The organism is Kitasatospora sp. NBC_01266 (assembly GCF_036242395.1).
Taxonomy (GTDB): Bacteria; Actinomycetota; Actinomycetes; order Streptomycetales; family Streptomycetaceae; genus Kitasatospora.
In genome coordinates this window covers 7162808-7182513 of sequence record NZ_CP108458.1, presented here as the reverse complement: position 1 = coordinate 7182513, position 19706 = coordinate 7162808, and the positions used below count along the sequence as shown (strand labels likewise).

Here is a 19706-nt window from a genome sequence, read left to right as displayed (position 1 = left end):
GAACAGGGGCAAGCCGGAGATGACGGTCTGGTGGATCGGTGGCCCGCCGGGTGCCGGGAAGACCACGGTCGCCCGGCTGCTCGCCCGCAGACACGGCCTGCGCTGGTACGGCGCGGACACCCGCACCTGGGCGCACCGCGACCAGGCGATCGCCGCCGGGCACCGGGCGGCGATCCGGTGGGAGGCGCTCTCCCCCGCCGAACGCTGGGCGGCGCCGACGCCCGAGCTGCTCGCGATGTCGCTGCACCGCGAGCGCGGGCCGATGATCGAGGCCGATCTGCGCGCGCTGCCCACCGACTGCTCGATCATCGCCGAGGGCACGCCGATCACCCCGTCCGTCGCGCCGCCGACCCACGCCCTCTGGCTGCTGCCCACACCCGCCGTCCAGCGGGCCCGGCTGGCCGCTCGCGACCTCCCGGAGGGAGTGCACCGCCTCTACGCGGCGCTCACCGAGGAGATCGCCGCCGAGGTCGCGGCCGGCGGGGTGAAAACCCTGCTGGTGGACGGCGGACGGGATGCCGCGGCGACGCTCGCGCTGGTCGAGGAGGCGTTCGCGGACACCTTGCCCGGTGCCCCCGCGGCCCGCACCCGGGCCGAGCGGCAGGCCCTGCTGCGGGCGGGCAACCGCTCGGTGGTCGACCAGTGCCTCGCCTTCTTCGCCCGCCCGTGGGCGCCGGGCGATCCCCGGCACAGCGTCCAGTCCTTCGCCTGCGAATGCGGCGCGCCGCACTGCGTGGCGGAGCTGGAACTCAGCGTCGCGGCGGCGGCGCGGGGGACGGAACGGACAGCTGCTCCGCTGCTCGCACCAGGGCATCGGAGCAGATGACGGGCACCGGCGGCAGCTCGCGACGGGGTGGCGCGGCCTGATCCCGGGGGTGCGGAACGGGGGCTTCCGGAAGCCTGGTTGACTGTACCCGGTCCGGTCACCAGCCGGTCCTGACACGGTCGCCCACACCCTCCGGCCACCGCGGAAACGGGACTTGACGCACCTTTCGAGGAACCATGCACTCACTGCAACCGCTGCTGGCCGCCTTCGTCCCGATCTGGGCCCTGACCGCCGTCGGCTACCTGGTCAGCCGCACCGGCCTGTTGGGTGAGCAGGCGGAACTGGTCCTCGGCCGCTTCGTCTTCCACGTCGCGATGCCGGCCGCGCTCTTCATGATGCTCTCCAAGGCACCGCTCGGAACCTTCGCCAACGCCTCGATGCTCGCCTTCGCCGCCGGCACCGCGGCGGCCTCACTGCTCGGCTGGGGCGGCGGCCGCTGGCTGTTCGGGCGGGCTCCCGCCGACCGGGCGATCAGCGCGATGGCGGCCGGCTATGTCAACTCGGCCAACCTGGGCATTCCGGTCGCGGTCCAGGTGCTGGGCGACGCCTCGTTCGTCGGCCCGGTGCTGCTCTTCCAGGTGCTGCTGGTCACGCCGGTGATCCTCGGCCTGCTCGACGCCGGCACGGACGGCACGGCGGACGGCACGGCGGGCACCGGCGGGTCGGCCCGGTCCGCGCGGCTCGGGCGGCTGTTGCGGCTGCCGCTGCGCAACCCGATCATCCTGGCCTCGGCGCTCGGCGCGATCTGCTCGGCCGTCGGCTGGCACCCGCCGGCCGCGCTCGGCCAGTCCTGCCAGCTGCTCGGCAACGCCGGCGTGCCGACCGCGCTGATCACCCTCGGCATGTCCCTGCACGGCCGCCCGTCCGCCCGAGGCGGCTCGCTGCGCGCGGAGGTCGGCCTCGCCGTGGTCACCAAGAACCTGATACAGCCGCTGGTCGCCTTCGCCGTGGGCAGCCTGCTGCTGCACCTGACCGCCCACCAGCTGCTCGCCGTGGTGATCTGCTCGGCCCTGCCGACCGCGCAGAACGTCTTCATCTACGCCCGCCAGTACGGGCTGAACACGGCGCTGCCGCGCGACTCGGTGCTCTTCTCGACCCTGCTGTCGATGGTCACCCTCTCCGCGATCGACTGGACCCTGGCGCCGACCTCGCACTGACGCCCGCCCGGCCGGAGCCATCAGGCCTGGTCGGCGGCCCATTGTCCGAAGTTGATTGACCGGCGGCGCCAAGGGTCGTGGACAACCCCGAGCCCGACTAGAACGGCTGATGTCACTCGATGTCAACTGTCTGGAGAGGGCACCGCAATGGAGTTCGGGATCCTGGGACCGCTGCTGGTACGGGACGACGCCGGTCGGTCGCGCGCCGTGCCGGCACCCAAGCAGCGGGTGCTGCTGGCGACCCTGCTGCTGCGGCGGAACCAGGTCTGCTCGCCGGCGCTGCTCGCCGAACGCCTCTGGGACGGCAGCCCACCACGCGGCGAGACGGCCGCGCTGCACAACGCGGTGCTGCGGCTGCGGCGCTGCCTGGTTCAGGCCGGCGACCGGATCGAGACCTGCGCGGGCGGCTACCGGCTGGTGGTGGCACCCGACGAGTTCGACGTCCACCGCTTCACCGAGCTGCGCGCCGAGGGTACGGCCGCACTGCGCGACCGCGGGTACGAACGCGCCCTCGTGCTGCTCGACGCCGCCCTGAGCGTCTGGCGCGGCGAGGCCCTGCTGGACGTGCCCTCGGAGGCGCTGCACCGCGAGGAGAGCGGCCGGCTCGCCGACGAGCGGCTCTGCGCCCTCGAGGCCCGGGTGGAGGCCGAACTCCAGCTCGGGCGTCGTTCGGTGGTCCCCGAACTGCAGGAGCTGACCGCCGCCCACCCCGGGCGCGAGCGGTTCTGGGCCCAGCTGATGACCGCCCTGACCCGCGAGGACCGCCCGGCGGAAGCGCTCAGCGCCTACGGCCGGGTCCAACGGCTGCTCGACGAACAGCTCGGCGTCCACCCCGGCCCCGAACTGCGCGAGCTGCACCACCGGATCCTGCGCGCCGACCGCCCCTTCCCCGCCCCCCTCGCCGCCCGGGTACCCGCCCAGCGCATTCCCCGGGCCGCACTGCGCCAGCCGCGCGAGCTGGTCCGCTAGGGCCCGTCCGGGCGGTGCGCCGACCGACCACCGGATCGGCTCAGGTCTCGACCGTCCAGTGGTTGGTCAGCAGCGAGCACCCCGCGAACTCCGTGCGCCGCTCACCCCTGAGGGTGAATTCGAGCGAGCGACAGATCCCGTTCGACGCGGCGTTGGTGGTGGCCGGGAAGGCGTGCACCACGCCCCAGCGGCCGTCCGCGCGGGCCAGTCGAAGCAGTTCGCGGACCGCGCGCTTGCCGAGCCCCTGACCCTGGAACTCCGGCAGTACCATCCAGCCGATCTCCGAGTACGAAGCACCGGGCTCCTCGTGGGTCCACAGGGTGACGGTTCCGGCGACCGCGCCGGGCTCCGGTCCGTCCGGCACGATCATCTTGATCCAGTGATCGTCCGTCAGGACCCCCGCCACATCGCGGCGAACCTTCTCCGCCATGCCGTCGGCCGGCAGCGGCCCACCGAGCTCGGCCATCATCACCGGGTCACATCGCATCCTCAAGTAGGCGGGCAGGTCCCCGAGTTCGACATCACGCAACCACACGTTCAACTCCTCTGCCGCAAGCCGTACTTCACCATGCTCCGATTATCGGAACGGACCGTCAACTGTCGCCTTGCTGTTAAGCCACTTGTCATGTGCGCAGACTTCACCGGCCATCGGCGCTGTGCCTTACTTGGGGAGCTACGCGCGTTGCACGTCGGAGCTACGCGCGTCGCCTCTCCCCGTCTACCCCCACGGAGACTTGAATGAGACTCACCCGTCGCGCCTTGATCAGCCTCGCTGCCGGGGCCACGGCCGCCGCCAGTGTGCTGGCGCCCGTGGCCGCCGCACACGCGGCGACCGGCACCTACTCCCTGGTGATCCTGCCGGACCAGGGCGAGAGCGCGATCTACAACTTCGTCAACTCCGCGACGAAGTCGATCGATGTGACGATCTACGAGCTGCGCGACACCACGCTGGTCAACGACCTGGTGGCCAAGGAGAAGGCGGGCATCCCCGTCCGCGTCATCATGGACGCCAAGCAGACCTCGGTGAACAGCGCCGCCTACAGCGCCCTGCAGGCCGGCGGCGTCGGAGTCACCTACTCCTCCTCGGCCTTCGTCTACACGCACCAGAAGACGATCACCGTCGACGGCGCCAAGTCCTACATCAGCACCGGCAACTTCGACACCGTGTACTACGCGACCTCGCGTGACTACGGGGTCTTCGACACCGACGCGAACGACGTCAACGCGATCGAGCAGGTCTTCGCCGCCGACTACGCGAAGACCTCGATCACCCCCTCCGACGGCGACGACCTGGTCTGGTCGCCGACCGACTCGCAGACCCAGCTGCTGAACCTGATCAACGGGGCCCAGCACTCCCTGGACATCGAGGAGGAGGAGTTCGGCGACACCGCCCTGATCAACGCGATCGTCGCGGACGAGCAGCGCGGCGTCACGGTCCGGGTGGTGGCGGAGAACGAGAGCAACACCTACACCTCCGACCTGAACCAGATCACCGCCGCGGGCGGCAAGGTGACCACCTACACCAGCTCGACCGGCTTCTACATCCACGCCAAGGCGATCGTGGCCGACTACGGCACCTCCACCGCCAAGGCGTTCGCGGGCTCGGAGAACTTCTCCGACAACTCGCTGAACGACAACCGCGAGCTGGGCCTGATCGTCAGCGACCCCGGCGTGGTCAGCGGCCTGGAGTCGACGATCACCGCCGACTTCAACCAGACCAGCAGCGCCGGCGTGACCGTGGCCAACCCGGGCACCCAGACCAGCACCGTCGGCTCCGCCGCCAGCCTGCAGGTCTCGGCCACCGACACCGCGAGCGGCACCCTCTCCTACGCGGCCACCGGGCTGCCGGCCGGACTGTCGATCAACTCCTCGACGGGGCTGATCTCCGGCACCCCGACCGCCTCGGGGACCTCGAGCGTCACCGTGACGGCCACCGATTCGACCGGCCCCTCCGGTTCGGCCTCCTTCAGCTGGACCGTGAACCCGGTCACCGGCAGCAACACCGTGACGGTGACCAACCCGGGCACCCAGACCGCCACCGTGGGCACCGCCGCCAGCCTGCAGATCGCCGCCAGTGACTCGGCCTCCGGCCAGACCCTGAGCTACGCCGCCACCGGCCTGCCCGCCGGACTGTCGATCAGCTCCACCACCGGTCAGATCACCGGCACCCCCACCACCGCCGGCACCGCCGCCGTGACGGTGACCGCCAAGGACACCACCGGCGCCAGCGGCTCCACCAGCTTCAGCTGGACCGTCAACCCCGGTTCCGGCAGCGGCTGCACCGCCGCACAGCTGCTCGGCAACCCCGGCTTCGAGACCGGCACCGCCTCGCCGTGGAGCACCTCGTCCGGCGTGGTCAGCGACAGCAGCGACGAGCCGCCGCACAGCGGTAACTGGGATGCCTGGCTGGACGGTTACGGCACCACGCACACCGACACCCTGGCCCAGACGGTCAGTGTCCCGAGCGGCTGCTCCAGCTACCAGCTGAGCTTCTGGCTGCACGTGGACACCACCGACCCCAGCACCACCACCGCCTACGACACCCTCAAGGTCCAGGTGCTGAACAGCTCCGGCACGGTGCTCGGCACCCTGCACACCTACTCCAACCTGGACGCGGCCACCGGCTACGCCCAGCACACCTTCGACCTGTCGCCCTACGCCGGGCAGACCGTCACGCTGAAGTTCACCGGCACCGAGAGCAGCGAGTACAACGCCTCGTTCGTGCTCGACGACACGGCGATCAACGTCAGCTGACGGCTCGTCAACTCTGACCGACCGATGCTCCCGTCCCGCTACCGAAGCGGGGCGGGAGCATTGTCGATCAACGCGCGCTCCCAGCCCTGCGTGTCGGCGTACTCGCGCATGCTGACGATCTGTCCGTCCCGGACGGCGAAGACGCCGCTGTTCTTCTGCTGGTAGGGCCGCCCGGTCCGGCCGGTCGCCCAGGAGTCCCACTCGACGAACACCTGCTCGCCCTCGCCGAAGAGGTTGGTGACCCGGATCCCGATCTCCCGCTCCGGATCGAGGTGCGCGAACGCGGTGGCCAGGAACCCGTCGATCACCTGGTCGCGCCCCTGCCAGGTCCCGGAGATCGGCAGCTCGCCGCCGTACCAGCAACTCCCGTCCGGTGCCCAGGAGTCCCGGACCATCTGCTGGTCACCCGCCGCCAGCGCGGCGAAGTAGCGGCGGACCACGTCCTTGGGTCCGCTGACGGTCGACTCGGTGCTGGTCATGTCGGGGTTCCGCCCTTCCGGTACTCGGGGCGGCCCGTCCGCCCCGAGTACCAGTCAAGCCTGTTCAGCGGCCGCGACCCAGACGTGATCCGGGTGCCCTGCGATCACGATTCGTGATGGCGGTGGCCCTTCGGCTCAGGGGCTGGCGAGCAGGTCGCGCAGCAGGGCGACGGTGTCGGGGGCGAGGCTGCGGCCGGTGCGGCGGCTCAGCGCGTCCAGGCGGTTGACGGCCTTGAGGAGCTGGTCGCGGGCGCCGGCCGAGGCGTAGGCGTAGAACAGGTCCCGGTGCAGGAGCTCGACGTCCGGGGCGACGGCCAGGCCGCGGAAGACGGCGGCCTCGGCGCTGCGGTGGTCGCCGTACTGCAGGCGGCGGGCGGCGAGTTCGTGGGCGGTGTCGACGATGGCGGCGAGCATGTCCTGCCGGGCCGCCTCGGCCCAGCCGTAACCGCCGTCGGGGGTCTCGGCGAACGGGGCGCCCCGGACCAGGGCCAGGGCGTGGGCGAGGGCGGCGTCGGCGGTGGTGCTGGTGCTGCGCATGCCGCGGCGGTAGAGGCTGCGGAACTCGTCCCAGTCGCAGGTGACGGTCGGGGCGAAGGTGAAGCGGTCGGCGCCTTCCTGGCGCAGGAACGCGCGGCCGTCCGGGTCGCTCCCGATCCAGTCGGCCAGGGCGGCGAAGGTGGCGGGCAGCGCCTGGTCCGGGCGGGCGTGGTCGCCCGGATGCAGGGCGCGGTCGGCCGCGGCGGGGTCGGCGCCGGGGTTCAGCGCCAGGTAGGCGGCGAGTTCGGTGAGGCCGGGCACGGTGGCCGACTCCGTCGGGCCGCAGGCGCCGAGCACGTCGACCGGGCCGAGCAGCCGCACCCGGGGGGTGGTGCGGATCGCGTGCGCCTCCGGGGAGCGGAGGATCGCGAGCAGGTCGTCGGCGTCGGTGCGAGCCGTCACCGGGCCCGGGAACGGGGTGCCGGCGGCCGGCGTGGCGGTGGCCGGGACGGGCTCGGGGCGGAACGGGACACGCGGGTCGGGCAGCACGGGGGTCGGCGCGGGGGCGGCGTCGTGGATGGGGGCGGGCTCGGGTGCGGGCTCGGGTGCGGGCTCGGGTGCGGCGGGAGGCTCGGGGGTGACCGGGGGTTCGCCGGCCGCCGAGGGCTCCGGAACGGCCGGCGGCTCCGGGGCAACCGCCGGGTCGGGTGCCACCGGCGGCTCGGCGGCCGCGACGGCCGGTTCGACCGGCTCGACCGGCATGACGACGGACCGGGGCGGCACCCCCTGGCCGCTGATCGCCCGCAGCCCGCGGCCGTTGCTGCTGTGCCTGGCCGAACCAACCGGCGCCGCAGCCGGGTTGATGCTCGCGAACGGACTGCTGCCCGTCCCGATCAGCCGACCGATCAGGCGCGGGCCGTCCTCCGGCGGCCCGTCGGGCAGTGCCTCACCGACGAAGCAGGCGGTGCCGGCGCCGACGCCCGCCAACACCGGGACCGGCTTCGGCAGATCGGCCGGCTCCAGCTCCTCGCCCTCGAAGGTCCAGGACGGCGCCGGGTGTTGCGCTGTGGACTCGCTGGTGCTCACCAACTCGCCCCAGTGTCCGAACTGTTCGTCGGAGAGTCGCTGCAGCTGGAAGGAGAGCTGCAGGCCGGGCAGGGTGGCCGGTCCGGTGCTCGGCAGCGTCCAGCGGGCCACCGGACCGGCGCCCCGCTCCGGAGCCCGGGCGACCACGGCCAGGCAGGTGCGCGGCCTGCCGTCGAGCAGCCGACCGAGTTCTGACGGCACGTCACCGATGGGCGGCTGCGCGGAGAGCACGATCTCCGGCACCCAGGCATCGTCGGCGTGCCCCTGGCTGCGGGCGTCGCGCGGGTGCGTCGCGCCGACGTCGACCAGCGAGGCGCGGGCCTTGGCGATCCTGGGTTCGAGCGCGGCGAGCGCGGTCTCCAGGGACGGGTAGCGGTGCACCCGGTCGGCGACGGTGTCGGAGACCGGCAGGTCCTCGGGGAAGCCGACCAGGTGCAGGCTGAGCCGGTCGGCCAGCGGACTGTGGGCCAGCTCCAGCGCGATGGTGCGCAGCACCGCGCGGGCGTCGTCCGGATGGCCGGCCAGGTGCAGCAGCCGGACCGTCTCCAGGTCGGCCAGCACGGCGGCGCCGTCGGTGGCCGATCCGAGGGTGACCAGCGCCGGGTAGGGGGCGGGGACCTTGGCGGCCTGCTGGACCGAGAGCAGCTCGGTGGAATCGGCCGAGCACCACCACACGTTGGGCGCGTGCGCGGCACGGAACGGCGCGATCGGGACGGCGGCGGCGGCCAGGTACAGCTCGACGGTGCCGCCGGTGGTGACCCGCACGGCCGCGAGGGCGGGCAGGCGCTTGCCGGTGCGGCTGACGTTGCGGGCCAAGGTGCGCAGCGAGCGGTTCAGCAGGTCGAGTCCGGTGCTGTCCTGCCGGGCCCGCAGCTCCGCCTCGAAGGCGGCGGCGGGCGGCGTGGGCATCGGGATCCGGTGCCGGGGGCGGCGGGCCCGCTGCTGCACGCCGCGCCGGTGCGCGACCGAGCCGATCAGCACGGCGGAGAGCAGCACCCCGATCCCGGCGGCGGCGAGCGCGGCGGTGTAGTCGCCGGCCGGTTCCTCCGCCCCAGCCTTGGCCAGGTGGGCGCTCTCGCGCGCGCCGCCGCCCGCCCGCTCCCGGGCTCCGGCGGCGGCGCTGCTCGGGTGGGCGGCGGGGTCGGCGGCCGCTCTGCCGGACGGGTGCGCGGTGGGCCCGGCGGAGGGGTGCGCGGACGGGTGCGCGGACGGCTGTTCGGCAACCGGTGCGGAGGCGGCGGGTGCCGGCTGCGGCACCGGGGCCGGGGCCGGGGCCGGCGGCTGCGCGGTCGGTGCGCCCGGGATGGTCAGCACCATCCCCGGCACCACCACGTTCGGATCGGTCAACGTCTCGCCGTCCGGTGCCCGCACCCCCTTGTTGGCGTCGAACAGCTGCTGCCAGTCGTCCGAACTCCCCAGCTCCCGCTGCGCGATGGTGGACAGCGTGTCACCCGCCCGGACCGTCGCGGTGGCGTCGTGCGCCCCCTGCTGCCCACTCGCCGGGGCGCCGGCCGACCCCGACCCCGACCCCGCCGATCCCGCTCCCGATCCCGACCCCGCCGCACCCGACCCCGCCGTAGCCGCCCCCACCGCGCCCGAGCCGTCCGGCTTGGCGTCCGACGGCATCAGCAGCTGCCAGCCGGGCTGGATCGGCCGGTCCGCGTCGAAGCGCTCACCGGAACCGTCCATCACCCGCCCCGCGTTGAGCTTGGCGATCTCCTGCCAGCGCTCCCCCGAGCCGAGTTGACGCTCGGCGATCGACCAGAGGCTGTCGGCCGGCCGGCTGTCCCGCACGGTGTAACCGGGCTGCTGCGGCTGCGGATCGGCGGCCGGCAGCGCGAGGGTGGGCGCGGTGGCCGGAGCGCCGGCCAGCGCGGCGTACCGCGGCGCGGCCGTGAGCTGCGCGGGCGCGGTGGCGGCGGTCAGCTGCCCCGGAGCGGCGGCGGCGAAGGAGGCGCCGGCCACCGGCAGCAGCGCGATCACCGCGCCGACCAGGCCGGCCGCCATCCGCTGGCTCCAGCCGAAGGCCGGGAGCCGGCGGGCCACTCGCCCGCGCAACTGGGCCGGGATCTCCAGCAGCACGGAGAGCGCGAAGCAGCCCCAGCCGAGCCAGCCGATGCCGACCAGCGCCCAGAGGAAGAGCTGCCCGTTGTCCGGCCTGGAGAGCTCCTGCCAGATGCCGGTGGTCCCCACCCCGCCCATCGCGGCCACCGCGTGGGTGCCGTGGAGCAGCAGCACGGGTACCCCGACCAGCAGTCCGGCCAGCACCAGCAGCGCGCCGAAGGCGGCGGGGAGCGAGCGCAGCGGACTGCGCCGGCGCCCCGGCGGCCGCGCCGCCGTGCGGGCCCGAGCGGCACTGCGGCCGCTCTCCGGACGCCCCGCCGTCGAGGAACTCCCCTGGCGGGTTCGGACCTTGGCTCGTGGCGCGGCCATCAGGCGCCTCCCGCTTTCTGGTTGCCGGTCACCGGGGTGGCGGTGCCGATGCCCTGAACGGGCAGGGTGGGTGTGTTGAAGAGCCCGAGCAGCGTGGTGCGGTACGTGGTGTTGATGACGAAGGTGACGCTCGTGGCGTCCGGCGGCGGCGGGTTGCCCGGGTCCGGCCAGTCGGCGGTCAGCCCGTCCCCGTAGGTCGCGTGCAGGTAGGCGTTCGCGGCCTGCAGGGCGGCGTTCGTGTCGATCAGCGGCCCCTTGCCGCTGAGCAGCGCGCCCTGGTCGATCTGCTGGCCGCCGACCCGGGCCGCCTCCTCGGCGAGCGCGTCGGCCCGCTCCAGGGCGTTCAGCCGGCCGCCGCAGTCCAGCACGATGCCCATGAAGAGCATCATCACGCTGGCGCTGAGCGCCACGAAGATCGAGATGGTGCCGCGGTCGCGGCCACCCCGATGGACCCTCACGTCCCCTCCCCAGGGCCGGTTGTGCGCTTCCGCTTCGTCATCGGATCACTGCGGACGGTAGTAGTCGATGACCGAGGTGAACGACCGGTCAAACTCCATCTCGCCCGGTACCCCGGTCACGAACAGATCATTCACCTGAACCGTGCACTTCACCTCGACCCGTACCGTTCGCAGCGGCAGGAACCCGGTCTGCAGCGATGATCGGGTCGCCTGGACCGTCAACCCGTGGCAGCTCAGGCCGTTCTCGGCGAGCGACTGGGTGACCGCCGCGTCGGCCGCCTGGTCGAGTTGCTGATCGGACTCGGCTGCCGTGTAGTCGAGGGTCACGGTGCGCGCGCCGACCCGGGCGGCCTCCTGCACGCTGCCGGACGCCGTCTCCAGCTGACCGATGATCACCACCAGGCTGAAGAGCACCGCGATGGCCGGGACCAGGATCGCCGCCTCGATCGCCAGGCTGCCCCGCTCGCGGTCCGCGCCAACCGGCGCCACTCGGTCCGCCCGCTCACTCATGGCCCGACATACCGTTCGATCGGTTCCTGGACCCGCTGATCGACCGTCAGGCCGTCCAGCCAGGGCATCACGAACAGCGGCGTGAACTTGACGTCCACCACGATCGTCTCGGTGCCGGCCGGCCGCTGGACGCCCACCGCGGGCGTCCCGAGCAGCCCGTCGAACGGCGCCAGGAAGCCGTTCGCCCGGTCGGTGGCGTCCTGGTCCGTGCCGCCGTACGCGCGCCCGGCGTCGGCGCCCTCGCGCGCCGCGGCCAAGGCCACGCTCTCCGAGTACCAGAGCAGCGCGACCTGGACCACGAGCAGCACCAGCAGCACGATCAGCGGGAAGACGAGCGCGAAGCTCAGGGTGAGGACCCCCCGCTCGCCACGCCCGTCCCACCGCCCTCGTGCGGTCGGCCGGGTCAGTTGGGCGTGATGTCCTTCGGCAGCGTGCTCGGGACGGTGCTCTTCACCGTGTTGCTGAAGCTGGTCACGGCCGCCAGGATCGCGCCGGCGATCGCCACCACGACGATCACGATCAGCGCCATCTCGATGCTCAGCGCGCCGCGATCGCCCTCGGCCCGGGCCGACCGGGCCCGGCCGACGTGCACCCGCAGCAGCATCCCCCCGAGTTGCAGGGGCAACAGCAGTGGCAGCAGGACCAGTTGTGCCAGGGAGCGCAGGTTCTTCATGGTTCGATCTCCTCGGGGGACGGAAGTCCGGTGGGCCGGACGGGCATTCAGAACACATGGAGCATCTGGTACAGCGCGGGATAGACGATCAGGACGGTCATCAGCAGGGTGAGCGCCGCGCCGGGCGCCACCATCTGCTCACTGGTGGAACCTGCCTCGGCCAGTTCGGCGGCGAGGAGTTCGTCGCGCAGGCCCTTGGCGCGAGCCCGCAGGGTGTCGTACACGGCGGCGCCGTCGGTGCCGGAGAGCCGCATGATGTCGGCCACGTCCTGCAGTGCGCTCAGGCCGAGTTCCTCGGCCAGCGCGTCCAGGCCGTCCCACGGCGGCAGCCGGTCGGTGGCGGCCCGTTCCAGCGCGTCCCGCAGCCGGCGGAACACCGTGCCCCGCCCGACCGCCGCCGCCCGCCGCATCGCCTCGGCCGGACCGTGGTCGGCCGCCCGTTCCAGCGCGACGAGTTCGAGGTAGGCGGCGATGCCGTGCAGGTACTCGGTGCGGGCCTCCTTGGCCTCGCCCTGCACGATCCCGTCGGGCAGCAGCCAGCCGCCGACCGCGAGCGCCACCCCGAGCAGCGCGGGCAGCGCCACCGGCAGCCCGAGACCGGTGAACTGCGCCATCGCCGAGAGGTAGCCGGGCAGCAGCAGGCCGATCAGCGCGAAGAGCAGCTTGTGCGCCATGAACCGGGCCGGCGTGCGGCCGATCAGCGCCAGTGACTGCAACGGCACCCGGGAGCCGGCCAGCGCGAGCGAGCGGTTGCCGAGCCGGTCGTACCAGGGCCCGTCGGCCGCCTCGGTGCCGTCCCGCTGCTCGGCCGGCGCGCGGTGCAGCCGCTCCAGCGCCTGTCCCAGGTCCGGTGGGGCCGGGCGCAGTTCGGCGATCAGCAGGGCGATCCCGGCCGCCGCCACACAGCCGGCCAGCACGGCCCAGGGGGAGATCATCGCGGCTCCTTCAGCAGCGGCGGCTCGGCGCCGGGCGCGGCCTGCGGCGGCGCGGCGTGCCGGCCGCCCAACTGCCGGCGGTCGGCGGCGGGCGCCTCCTCGGTCGGGTCGGCGGGCTCGGGCAGCGCGCCGACCCGGCTGCGGCGGTCCGGCTCCAGCAGGCGCGGCAGCGGTCGGTGCGCGGCCAGCGACCGCATCCAGGCGATCACGGCGACGAACAGCCCGGCCAGCCCGGCCAGCACCAGCTGCCCCTGGACGGTGCTGTACGGCGCGGTGTAGCGGCCGTTGAACGAACCGGCCAGGATCACCAGGAAGATGATCGAGACCAGCCAGCGGACGGTGGTCCGGTGCTTGGCCCGGTCCGCCTCGATCGCCCGCCGCTGGCGGACCTCGTCGCGCACCGAGTCCGCCATGTCGGCCAGCGCCCGGCTCAGCCCGGGGCCGCTGTCGCCGGCCCGCAGCAGCAGGGCGGCCAGCACCTTGTCGGCGGTGGCGTCGGCCAGGCTGTCGGCGAAGGCGCGCAGCGCGTCCTCGGCACTCCACCGGGCCTGCAGCCGGGCGACCAGGTCCTCCACCTCGTCCCGCAGCGCGGCGGGCGCGGTGCGGCGGCTGGTGATCAGCGCCTGGTTCAGCCCGGTGCCCAGCAGCAGGACGTCGGACAGCCGCTGGGTCCAGTCGGCGAGCGCCTCCAGCCGCACGATGTGCCGGGTGTCGGACCGGGTGACCGCGAAGAGCCAGGGCAGGCCGAAGATCACCAGCGGGACCAGCAGCACGGTGATCGCGATCCGGCTGAACAGCCAGGTCAGCGGCCCGGCGATGAGGGAGAGCGCGAGCTGGATCCGGCGCAGCCGCACCATGCCGGCCGCGGGCGCTCCCGGCGCGCCGTACCAGAGGACGTGCGCGCGGGTGGCCAGCGGTCCGGCCGCGGCCCGCTCGGCGCCGCCACCCGCGCCGGTCAGCCCGGCCAGCAGCGCGACCAGGCCGCCGATCAGCAGCACCCCGCACAGCGCGTAGAGCAGCATCACCGCAGGCCTCCGATCCGCAGCGGCAGCGGCGCGCTCCAACTCCCGTACGCGGACTGGAGCAACCCGGCGTCGAAGCCGGCCCGGCGCAGGTCGTCCAGGCAGTTCGGCGGCGTGTGCGGCACGGCGCGCGGCTCGCCCAGGTCGGGGCGCGGGCCGAAGACGGTGTTCAGCGCGGGCCGGCCGTGCTCGCCGAGCCCGGTCACCTCCAGCACGTGCGACACGAAGCGGTGCCGCCGGCCGCCGACCGCCGTCTCGTCGACCATCGAGACGTGCACGATCAGGTCGAGCGCGTTGGCGGTCAGCCGGTAGGCGAGGCTGTCGGTCATGTGCGCGCCGTACTCCAGGCAGAGTTCGGCGATCCGGTCCACCACCATGTGCGGGCCGCGGGCGTGCAGCGTGCACATCGACCCGCCCTCGCCGTTGGTCATCACCCGCAGCATCGGGACCACCTCGCCGGAGCGCACCTCGCCGACGATGATCCGGGAGAGCGTCATCCGCAGTGCGGCCGGGATGAGTTCGCCGATCGTCAGCTCGCCGGCAAGCTTGCCGTCGACCCGCTCGCCGTTGCCCTCGCGGGCCTCCATCGGCACCACCTGGCGCAGGTGGCCCAGGGTGTGCAGCCAGAGCTCGAACTCCGACTCCAGGGTGCCGATCCGCTCGTCCGGCGGGATCTCGGCGGCCATCGCGCGCAGCAGGCTGGTCTTGCCGACCCCCTGGGTGCCGGTGATCATGACGTTCTTCCGGGCCCGGATCGCCGAGGCCAGGAAGGCGGCGATGGTCGAGTCCACGGTGCCGAGGCTCACCATGTCGGCCAGGGTGGCCGAGGCGACCCGGTGCCGGCGGATCGCCACGTACGGGCGCGGGGTCACCTCGGTCAGCGCCTGCAGCCGCATGCCGCCCTCCAGGCGCAGCGCCAGGGTGGGGTTGGCGGTGTTCAGGCTGCGCTCGCCGCCGCCGTGCTGGCGGGCCAGGTCCTGGAGCAGCTCGACCAGTTCGGCGTCGCTGTCGGCCACCGGCGGTACCTGGCGCAGCGGTTGGTGCACCCGGGAGACCCAGACGTCGTCGCAGCCGTTGATCAGGATGTTCTCGATCTCCGGGTCGTCCAGGTAGGGCTGCAGTCGCCCGGCCCGGAAGAGCAGGTCGAAGACGGCCTCGGCGAGCGCCCGGTCCTGCTCCCGGGTGGGGGGCACGCCGTGGGTCTGCGCGTAGCTGTCGGACCAGCGCGCCACGGCCTCCTCGATCAGCGCCCGGCCGCGCTGGCGACGGGTGGCGCGGTCGACACTGGAACCCTGACCACCCGTCAGCTTGGAGAGCTGCTGGTGGAGTTCGGCCGCCACCTGGCGCTTGAGCTCGCGGGCCACCCGGGGATCCACGGCGGGCGCGGTGCCCGGCCCCCACTGCTCGGGGACGGGCAGGGCCGGCAGACCGGCCGCGGTGGCGGTGGGCGCGGGGGTCGGGACCGGCGCCGGGGCGACCGGGGGCGGCACGGCCGACCAGGGCTGCCCACCCCCGGGCGCGGCCGACCCCAGGCCGCCGACGCCCGGCGCCACCGGGCCGGGGGCCAGGCGCAGCGGTACGCCGGTGGCGGTGGCGGTGGCCGCCCCCGCGCCCGGCGCCACCTGCACCACCGGGGCAGGCCCGGGGGCGGCGGGCCGGCGGGCCCAGCTCGGGGCGGGGGCCTGCTGCGCCGCGCCGCCGGGTGCGAGCGGACCACCGCCCGCCTCGCCCTGCGGCGCCGACTGCAGCTGGAACTCGGCCGCCGCAGCGGCCGGCACAGTGGATCGGTCACGCATCGGGCTACCGCGCACGGAGCACCTCCCCTTGGGTCTCGGCATCCTCGGCCGGCGCCCGGAACGGCTCGGGGGCCGCCGGGTGCGGCGCTATCCCCGCCAGCGGCGGATAGGCCTGGCCGGGCGGCACCGGCCCCGGCACCACCTGCACCGGACCGGCCGACGGGACGTACACCTGCCCCACCGGCGAGGCGAACGCCTGCCCGCCGGGCTGCGGCTCGGGGTAGCTCGTCGGCGCATACGCTGCTGGCAAGTGCCCGGCCTGCGCAGGCGCCGGCGGCACCGGAGCCGACCACGCCGGGGCCGGGGCGGGCGCGGGTACCGCCGGCGCGGGCGCGGGGGGTACGGGCGCGGGCGCGCCGGGCTGGTACGGCTGCTGGTACGGCTGCTGGTACTCCGGCGGCAGGAAGACCTGCCCGGACGGCGCCGCGTACGGCTGCTGGTACGCGTACCCGAGGTCCGCCCCCGCCGGCGCCGCACCGGCGTTCGCCGGCCGCTGCTCGGCCGGCGCACCCCAGGCAGCCGCGCCGGCCACCGCAAGCTCACCGAACGGGTCGGCGAACCGGTCTGACGCCACGTCAGAATCCAGCGGCGGCGGTGTCGGGCGACTCAGCCGCGCCCGGCGCTGCTCGACCAGCTCCTGGATCCGGTCGGCCGCCGTGCGCGCGGTGCGCATCAGCTCCGACCTGATGAACCGCCGGTCGGTGCTGTCCCCGCCGTCCGAGAGCACCCGGGCGGTGCGCACCGCGTACGGCAGCTCACCGAGCACCGGCAGCCCGAGCTGCCGGGTGACGTCCGCCGCCGGATACGGCCCCTCGGCGATCAGCAGCAGCCCCAGTGCGTCGGCGCCGGTACCCGAGGTCTCCAGGTCCTCGCGCAGCGCGGCCAGTCGCGGGCGGGCCGCGCTGAGGCCGCGCAGCGTGCTGCGGACGGTGGCGACCACCGCGTCCGCCCGCCGGGCCAGCACCGCGCCGGCCCCGCTCGCGCCCGAGCGGCCGAGGTCGAGCAGCACGTCGTACCCCTGCGGGTCGAGCGCGTGCAGCGCCTCGACCAGCGGCTCCCAGGTGTAGGCCAGGCCGGCCGCCTGGGCGGGGTCGGTCAGCCCCGGCAGCAGCAGGCGGTTGCCCTCCCCGTCCGGCGAGATGTCGATCAGCTGGTCCCAGAGGCTCTGCTCCAGCAGCCCGCGCCGGTCGGCGACGGCCAGGTTGCGCAGCCCGTAGACCGCCTCGACCCGCCCCTCCAGGGCGCCGGCCAGCGCGGCGCCGCCGTCGGGGTCGCACTCGGCCAGCAGCACCTTGCGTCCGGGCCCCAGCGGCCAGGAGAGCAGCAGGGCCAGCGCCGAGGTGGTGGCCCCCGGGGCGCCCAGGCCGCCGGTCACCGCGATCACGGCCATCAGGAGCTCCCCGCGGAGCGCGAAGCACCCGGCGACGGGCTCCCCGAGGGCGACGCCGACGAGCCGGACGACGGCTCGCCCGAGGAGCCCGAGGGCGCGGCCGACGCCCCGGCCTTCGGCGCCAGGATCACCTGGTAGCGCCCGCCCGCCGCCCACACCGCCAGCGTCGCCGCCTGGCCGGGCGGCACCGCGACGTCGATCACCTGGCTGCCGTCGCCGTCGGCCTTGCCGAGCTGGGCGACCACCGCGTCCATCGTCACCGGCCCGGCGGACCCGGACCCGGAGCCGCTCCCGGACTGGTCGCCGATCAGCACGATCTCGATCTGCTGCCCCACCTGGACTCCTGCGGCAGGCAGTTGGGACGTGCGCACCGGCAGGCCGACCTCCTGCATGCCGGGCTGCACCACCAGGTCCCGGGTCAGGTCGGCCGCCAGCAGCAGCGCGCCCCGGTGCAGGTCGGTGGTGGCCCGCTGCCCCACCGCCAGGTCCAGGTCGGCGGCGGTCACCGGCGCGAGCGCGGGGTCGCTGGCGATCCGGGCCACCACCAGGTCGTCGGCGGTGAGCGGCTGCCCGTACGGCACGTCCCGGGCCAGCGCCAGCACCGCGATCCGCTGCCCGGTGCTGTTGTAGAGCACCGCACCGCCGAGCCCGCCGGCCGCGATCAGCGCGGCCGCCATCGCGATCACGGCGGGCCGGCGGCGCCGGGCCCGCAGCGAGCGCGAGGGCGCGACGGGCCCCGAGCGGGCCTCGGCGCGCACCGTGGCGGGTGTGCCGGCCGCCTGCTCCTGGCCGCGGCCGACGGCTCCCGGCGCGCCGAGGGTCGGCGACGAGAAGGTGCGGTTCTCCATCGGACTTCGGCCTTCCTGACGAACTGCGCCGGCCCGGCGGGCACGGTGAACGGGACTGGCTGAGCTGCTAGTTGAGGACCTGCAAGCCGTTGACCTGGAGGGCCATCGGCGCGCTGGAGACCTGGACCTGGAGCGGTCCCCAGGGCTCACCACCGTTGATCATGTCCTGGGTGGTGACGGTCCAGTACTCGGTGACGACCACGTCGAGCCCGCCCGCCGGAGCCCCGGAGGCGGCGGGCGAGGCGGCGGCCGACGGTGTGGGTGCGCCCGGCGAGGCGGAGGAGATGGTGTTGAAGGTGGCGAGGCACGCGTCCGCCGGCGGGTTCTGCTCCAGCCCGGTCGCGTACGGCTGCCCGGCGCCCTTGCCCTGGCAGTCCACCGTCGCCTCCTGACCGGTGGCCGGGTCGCGGTAGCCGAGGTCCCAGACCACGTCGGTGAGGGTCGCGGTGGCGTCCACCGACACGCCGTTCAGCGAGACGTTGACGGTCTGCGGCCCGACGATCTCGTCCGACGGGGCGCCCGGGGCGTCGTACCAGAGCCAGACCGGCACCCCGACCAGGGCCTGGCCCTTCGGCGCGCTGTGCGCCGTCGGCTGCGTGAACACGAGCTTCTTGAAGGCCATCTCGCCCGCCGTCGCGGGGGTCGGCGGTGGTGCGCCGATGTTCGGCGGCTTCTTCAGGAACCGGATGGAAGTGGTTGCGTTGTCGTTCGGGTCGTAGCAGGTCAGCAGGTAGAGCGCACCGTCGTTGGGAGAGTTCCCCTTCCAGTCCGGGTCGCTGGCCGGCGGCTGCGGGTCCTCCTGCATGTAGTAGCAGCCGTCGTCGGTGTCGAACCACCCCAGGTCCGGATCCCAGCACGGGTGCGAGCCGCAGTTCGGCTCACCGCCGGACCCGCCCCCCGTGCCGCCGCCGGTCCCCCCGGTACCGCCGGGCGAACCCGAGCTGCCGGGTGTCTGGACCACCACGCAAATAGCCTGGACCACGCAGGGATTGAGCCCCCCCGTGGGAGTGGCGGCCTGGGCGGGGATCGTCACCGCCGCCACCAGGCCGGTCAGCAACAGGAGTTGACCAAGGAATCGACGCATTGTGCTCAGCATGTCCGGCCTGCCTCGCGATTGAACTCGAACACCATCCAGATACTGCCGTCCAGCCGCAGCACCGCCTGCGCCGGATATCGGGTGAGCCGCTGCGGCGGGTCCTTCAGCGACCCGTCACTCGGATCACTCTGGTGCCAGCCGGAGACGTCCACGCAGTCCTCGATCACCGCGCTCTGCGACGAGCCGTTCAGCTCGAGGCTCTGCACCACCGGGGAAAGCACCGGCTTGCCGGTCATCACCAACTTGGCTTCGCGCAGCGAATGGAGACTCAGCAGGACGTTCCCCAACGCGGTTCCGTTGGAATAGGCCCTGACCTGAGCACCGTTGGGATCAGCTCCCGAGTAGGCCGACACCTGGGCCGCCCACCAGTCCTGATAGGTCCTCAGCACCACCCGGCCGACCGCCCCCGGCGCCCCCGTGGTGGGCGCCGGACCCGCCGTCGAAGCGGTGCCCGCCGAACCATCGGAACCCCCGGCCGGAGCGGTGCTCACCCCCGCGCTCGGCAGCAATCCCGCGCTGATCCCATCCGCCCCGCCAGGCGCAGCAGTTGAAAGCCGCTGCGCCACCCCCGGTGAACTCCCCGCACAGCCCGCCGCGAAAAGCGTGAGCAGTACCGACGCACCGACCCCGACCGCCCGTGGGCGTAAGAAAGCCTTGCAACGGCGCATAGCCCCACCTAGTCGCGACCATCCGACCCGGCCCCGAAGTTGGCAGAAAACACCTACCGGTTGCCGAAGTGCGGTGTGGGGCACGATTCTTCGCCAACCCAACCGCATACGGCAACACCTCGGGCCCCT

General features: G+C 74.0%; 18 protein-coding genes. 4 read left to right on the top strand and 14 right to left on the bottom strand.

What is annotated here, in order from left to right; genetic code table 11:
• Positions 1–19: 19 nt before the first annotated feature.
• From OG403_RS30940 to OG403_RS30930, 3 genes are all read left to right on the top strand, one after another.
• Positions 20–826: a hypothetical protein gene (locus OG403_RS30940; protein WP_329570225.1), complete on the top strand. Its 807-nt coding sequence runs from the start codon at positions 20–22 to the stop codon at positions 824–826.
• Positions 827–1002: 176 nt separating this feature from the next.
• Entirely contained in the window at positions 1003–1983 is a 981-nt protein-coding gene (locus tag OG403_RS30935; RefSeq protein ID WP_329570223.1) for an AEC family transporter, read from the top strand.
• Positions 1984–2130: 147 nt separating this feature from the next.
• Positions 2131–2952 (top strand): AfsR/SARP family transcriptional regulator, encoded by an 822-nt coding sequence (locus OG403_RS30930; protein WP_329570222.1) that lies wholly within the window; start codon positions 2131–2133, stop codon positions 2950–2952.
• 40 nt (positions 2953–2992) lie between these two features.
• Here OG403_RS30930 and OG403_RS30925 read toward each other — a convergent pair whose 3' ends face one another.
• Positions 2993–3487, bottom strand: a complete 495-nt coding sequence (locus tag OG403_RS30925; protein WP_329570220.1) for a GNAT family N-acetyltransferase — start codon at positions 3485–3487, stop codon at positions 2993–2995.
• 203 nt (positions 3488–3690) lie between these two features.
• Here OG403_RS30925 and OG403_RS30920 point away from each other — a divergent pair, with 203 nt between their 5' ends.
• A complete protein-coding gene (locus OG403_RS30920) occupies positions 3691–5706 on the top strand; it encodes a putative Ig domain-containing protein (RefSeq protein WP_329570218.1) in 2016 nt (671 codons plus the stop codon).
• A 38-nt stretch (positions 5707–5744) separates the two neighbouring features.
• Here the strand turns inward: OG403_RS30920 and OG403_RS30915 are convergent, their stop codons facing one another.
• From OG403_RS30915 to OG403_RS30855, 13 genes are all read right to left on the bottom strand, one after another.
• Positions 5745–6185 (bottom strand): nuclear transport factor 2 family protein, encoded by a 441-nt coding sequence (locus tag OG403_RS30915; protein ID WP_329570216.1) that lies wholly within the window; start codon positions 6183–6185, stop codon positions 5745–5747.
• A 135-nt stretch (positions 6186–6320) separates the two neighbouring features.
• A complete protein-coding gene (locus tag OG403_RS30910; protein ID WP_329570214.1) occupies positions 6321–10181 on the bottom strand; it encodes a LysM peptidoglycan-binding domain-containing protein in 3861 nt (1286 codons plus the stop codon).
• Positions 10181–10639, bottom strand: coding sequence for a hypothetical protein (locus tag OG403_RS30905; RefSeq protein WP_329570213.1), 459 nt, complete (start codon positions 10637–10639; stop codon positions 10181–10183). The genes OG403_RS30910 and OG403_RS30905 overlap by 1 nt, the downstream gene beginning before the upstream one ends.
• Before the next feature lie 45 nt (positions 10640–10684).
• Entirely contained in the window at positions 10685–11149 is a 465-nt protein-coding gene (locus OG403_RS30900; RefSeq protein WP_329570211.1) for a TadE/TadG family type IV pilus assembly protein, read from the bottom strand.
• Positions 11146–11496 carry a TadE/TadG family type IV pilus assembly protein gene (locus tag OG403_RS30895; protein ID WP_329572654.1) on the bottom strand — a complete coding sequence of 117 codons (351 nt, stop codon included), beginning with the start codon at positions 11494–11496 and terminating at the stop codon, positions 11146–11148. Before OG403_RS30895 ends, OG403_RS30900 begins: the two co-directional genes overlap by 4 nt.
• A 56-nt stretch (positions 11497–11552) precedes the next feature.
• Complete coding sequence (locus OG403_RS30890) at positions 11553–11822, bottom strand: hypothetical protein (protein WP_329572742.1); 270 nt, start codon at positions 11820–11822, stop codon at positions 11553–11555.
• A gap of 47 nt (positions 11823–11869) precedes the next feature.
• Positions 11870–12757, bottom strand: a complete 888-nt coding sequence (locus tag OG403_RS30885; protein WP_329570210.1) for a type II secretion system F family protein — start codon at positions 12755–12757, stop codon at positions 11870–11872.
• A complete protein-coding gene (locus OG403_RS30880; protein ID WP_329572652.1) occupies positions 12754–13779 on the bottom strand; it encodes a type II secretion system F family protein in 1026 nt (341 codons plus the stop codon). The genes OG403_RS30885 and OG403_RS30880 overlap by 4 nt, the downstream gene beginning before the upstream one ends.
• Positions 13779–15575, bottom strand: a complete 1797-nt coding sequence (locus OG403_RS30875; RefSeq protein WP_329570208.1) for a CpaF family protein — start codon at positions 15573–15575, stop codon at positions 13779–13781. Before OG403_RS30875 ends, OG403_RS30880 begins: the two co-directional genes overlap by 1 nt.
• A gap of 4 nt (positions 15576–15579) precedes the next feature.
• Positions 15580–16965, bottom strand: a complete 1386-nt coding sequence (locus tag OG403_RS30870; RefSeq protein ID WP_329570206.1) for a hypothetical protein — start codon at positions 16963–16965, stop codon at positions 15580–15582.
• Positions 16965–17813, bottom strand: a complete 849-nt coding sequence (locus OG403_RS30865; RefSeq protein ID WP_329570204.1) for an SAF domain-containing protein — start codon at positions 17811–17813, stop codon at positions 16965–16967. Before OG403_RS30865 ends, OG403_RS30870 begins: the two co-directional genes overlap by 1 nt.
• A 67-nt stretch (positions 17814–17880) precedes the next feature.
• Positions 17881–18897 carry a hypothetical protein gene (locus OG403_RS30860; RefSeq protein WP_329570202.1) on the bottom strand — a complete coding sequence of 339 codons (1017 nt, stop codon included), beginning with the start codon at positions 18895–18897 and terminating at the stop codon, positions 17881–17883.
• A 5-nt stretch (positions 18898–18902) separates the two neighbouring features.
• Positions 18903–19400, bottom strand: coding sequence for a hypothetical protein (locus OG403_RS30855; RefSeq protein ID WP_329570201.1), 498 nt, complete (start codon positions 19398–19400; stop codon positions 18903–18905).
• Between the last annotated feature and the right edge of the window lie 306 nt (positions 19401–19706).

What these genes read in the sequence shown, in the direction of transcription:
- OG403_RS30885 (WP_329570210.1), bottom strand. Translation starts at nt 12,757, where the DNA reads ATGATCTCCCCCTGGGCCGTGCTGGCCGGCTGTGTGGCGGCGGCCGGG.
- OG403_RS30920 (WP_329570218.1), top strand. Translation starts at nt 3,691, where the DNA reads ATGAGACTCACCCGTCGCGCCTTGATCAGCCTCGCTGCCGGGGCCACG.
- OG403_RS30940 (WP_329570225.1), top strand. Translation starts at nt 20, where the DNA reads ATGACGGTCTGGTGGATCGGTGGCCCGCCGGGTGCCGGGAAGACCACG.
- OG403_RS30890 (WP_329572742.1), bottom strand. Translation starts at nt 11,822, where the DNA reads ATGAAGAACCTGCGCTCCCTGGCACAACTGGTCCTGCTGCCACTGCTG.
- OG403_RS30880 (WP_329572652.1), bottom strand. Translation starts at nt 13,779, where the DNA reads ATGCTGCTCTACGCGCTGTGCGGGGTGCTGCTGATCGGCGGCCTGGTC.
- OG403_RS30935 (WP_329570223.1), top strand. Translation starts at nt 1,003, where the DNA reads ATGCACTCACTGCAACCGCTGCTGGCCGCCTTCGTCCCGATCTGGGCC.
- OG403_RS30860 (WP_329570202.1), bottom strand. Translation starts at nt 18,897, where the DNA reads ATGCGTCGATTCCTTGGTCAACTCCTGTTGCTGACCGGCCTGGTGGCG.
- OG403_RS30870 (WP_329570206.1), bottom strand. Translation starts at nt 16,965, where the DNA reads ATGGCCGTGATCGCGGTGACCGGCGGCCTGGGCGCCCCGGGGGCCACC.
- OG403_RS30910 (WP_329570214.1), bottom strand. Translation starts at nt 10,181, where the DNA reads ATGGCCGCGCCACGAGCCAAGGTCCGAACCCGCCAGGGGAGTTCCTCG.
- OG403_RS30865 (WP_329570204.1), bottom strand. Translation starts at nt 17,813, where the DNA reads ATGGAGAACCGCACCTTCTCGTCGCCGACCCTCGGCGCGCCGGGAGCC.
- OG403_RS30875 (WP_329570208.1), bottom strand. Translation starts at nt 15,575, where the DNA reads ATGCGTGACCGATCCACTGTGCCGGCCGCTGCGGCGGCCGAGTTCCAG.
- OG403_RS30915 (WP_329570216.1), bottom strand. Translation starts at nt 6,185, where the DNA reads ATGACCAGCACCGAGTCGACCGTCAGCGGACCCAAGGACGTGGTCCGC.
- OG403_RS30930 (WP_329570222.1), top strand. Translation starts at nt 2,131, where the DNA reads ATGGAGTTCGGGATCCTGGGACCGCTGCTGGTACGGGACGACGCCGGT.
- OG403_RS30900 (WP_329570211.1), bottom strand. Translation starts at nt 11,149, where the DNA reads ATGAGTGAGCGGGCGGACCGAGTGGCGCCGGTTGGCGCGGACCGCGAG.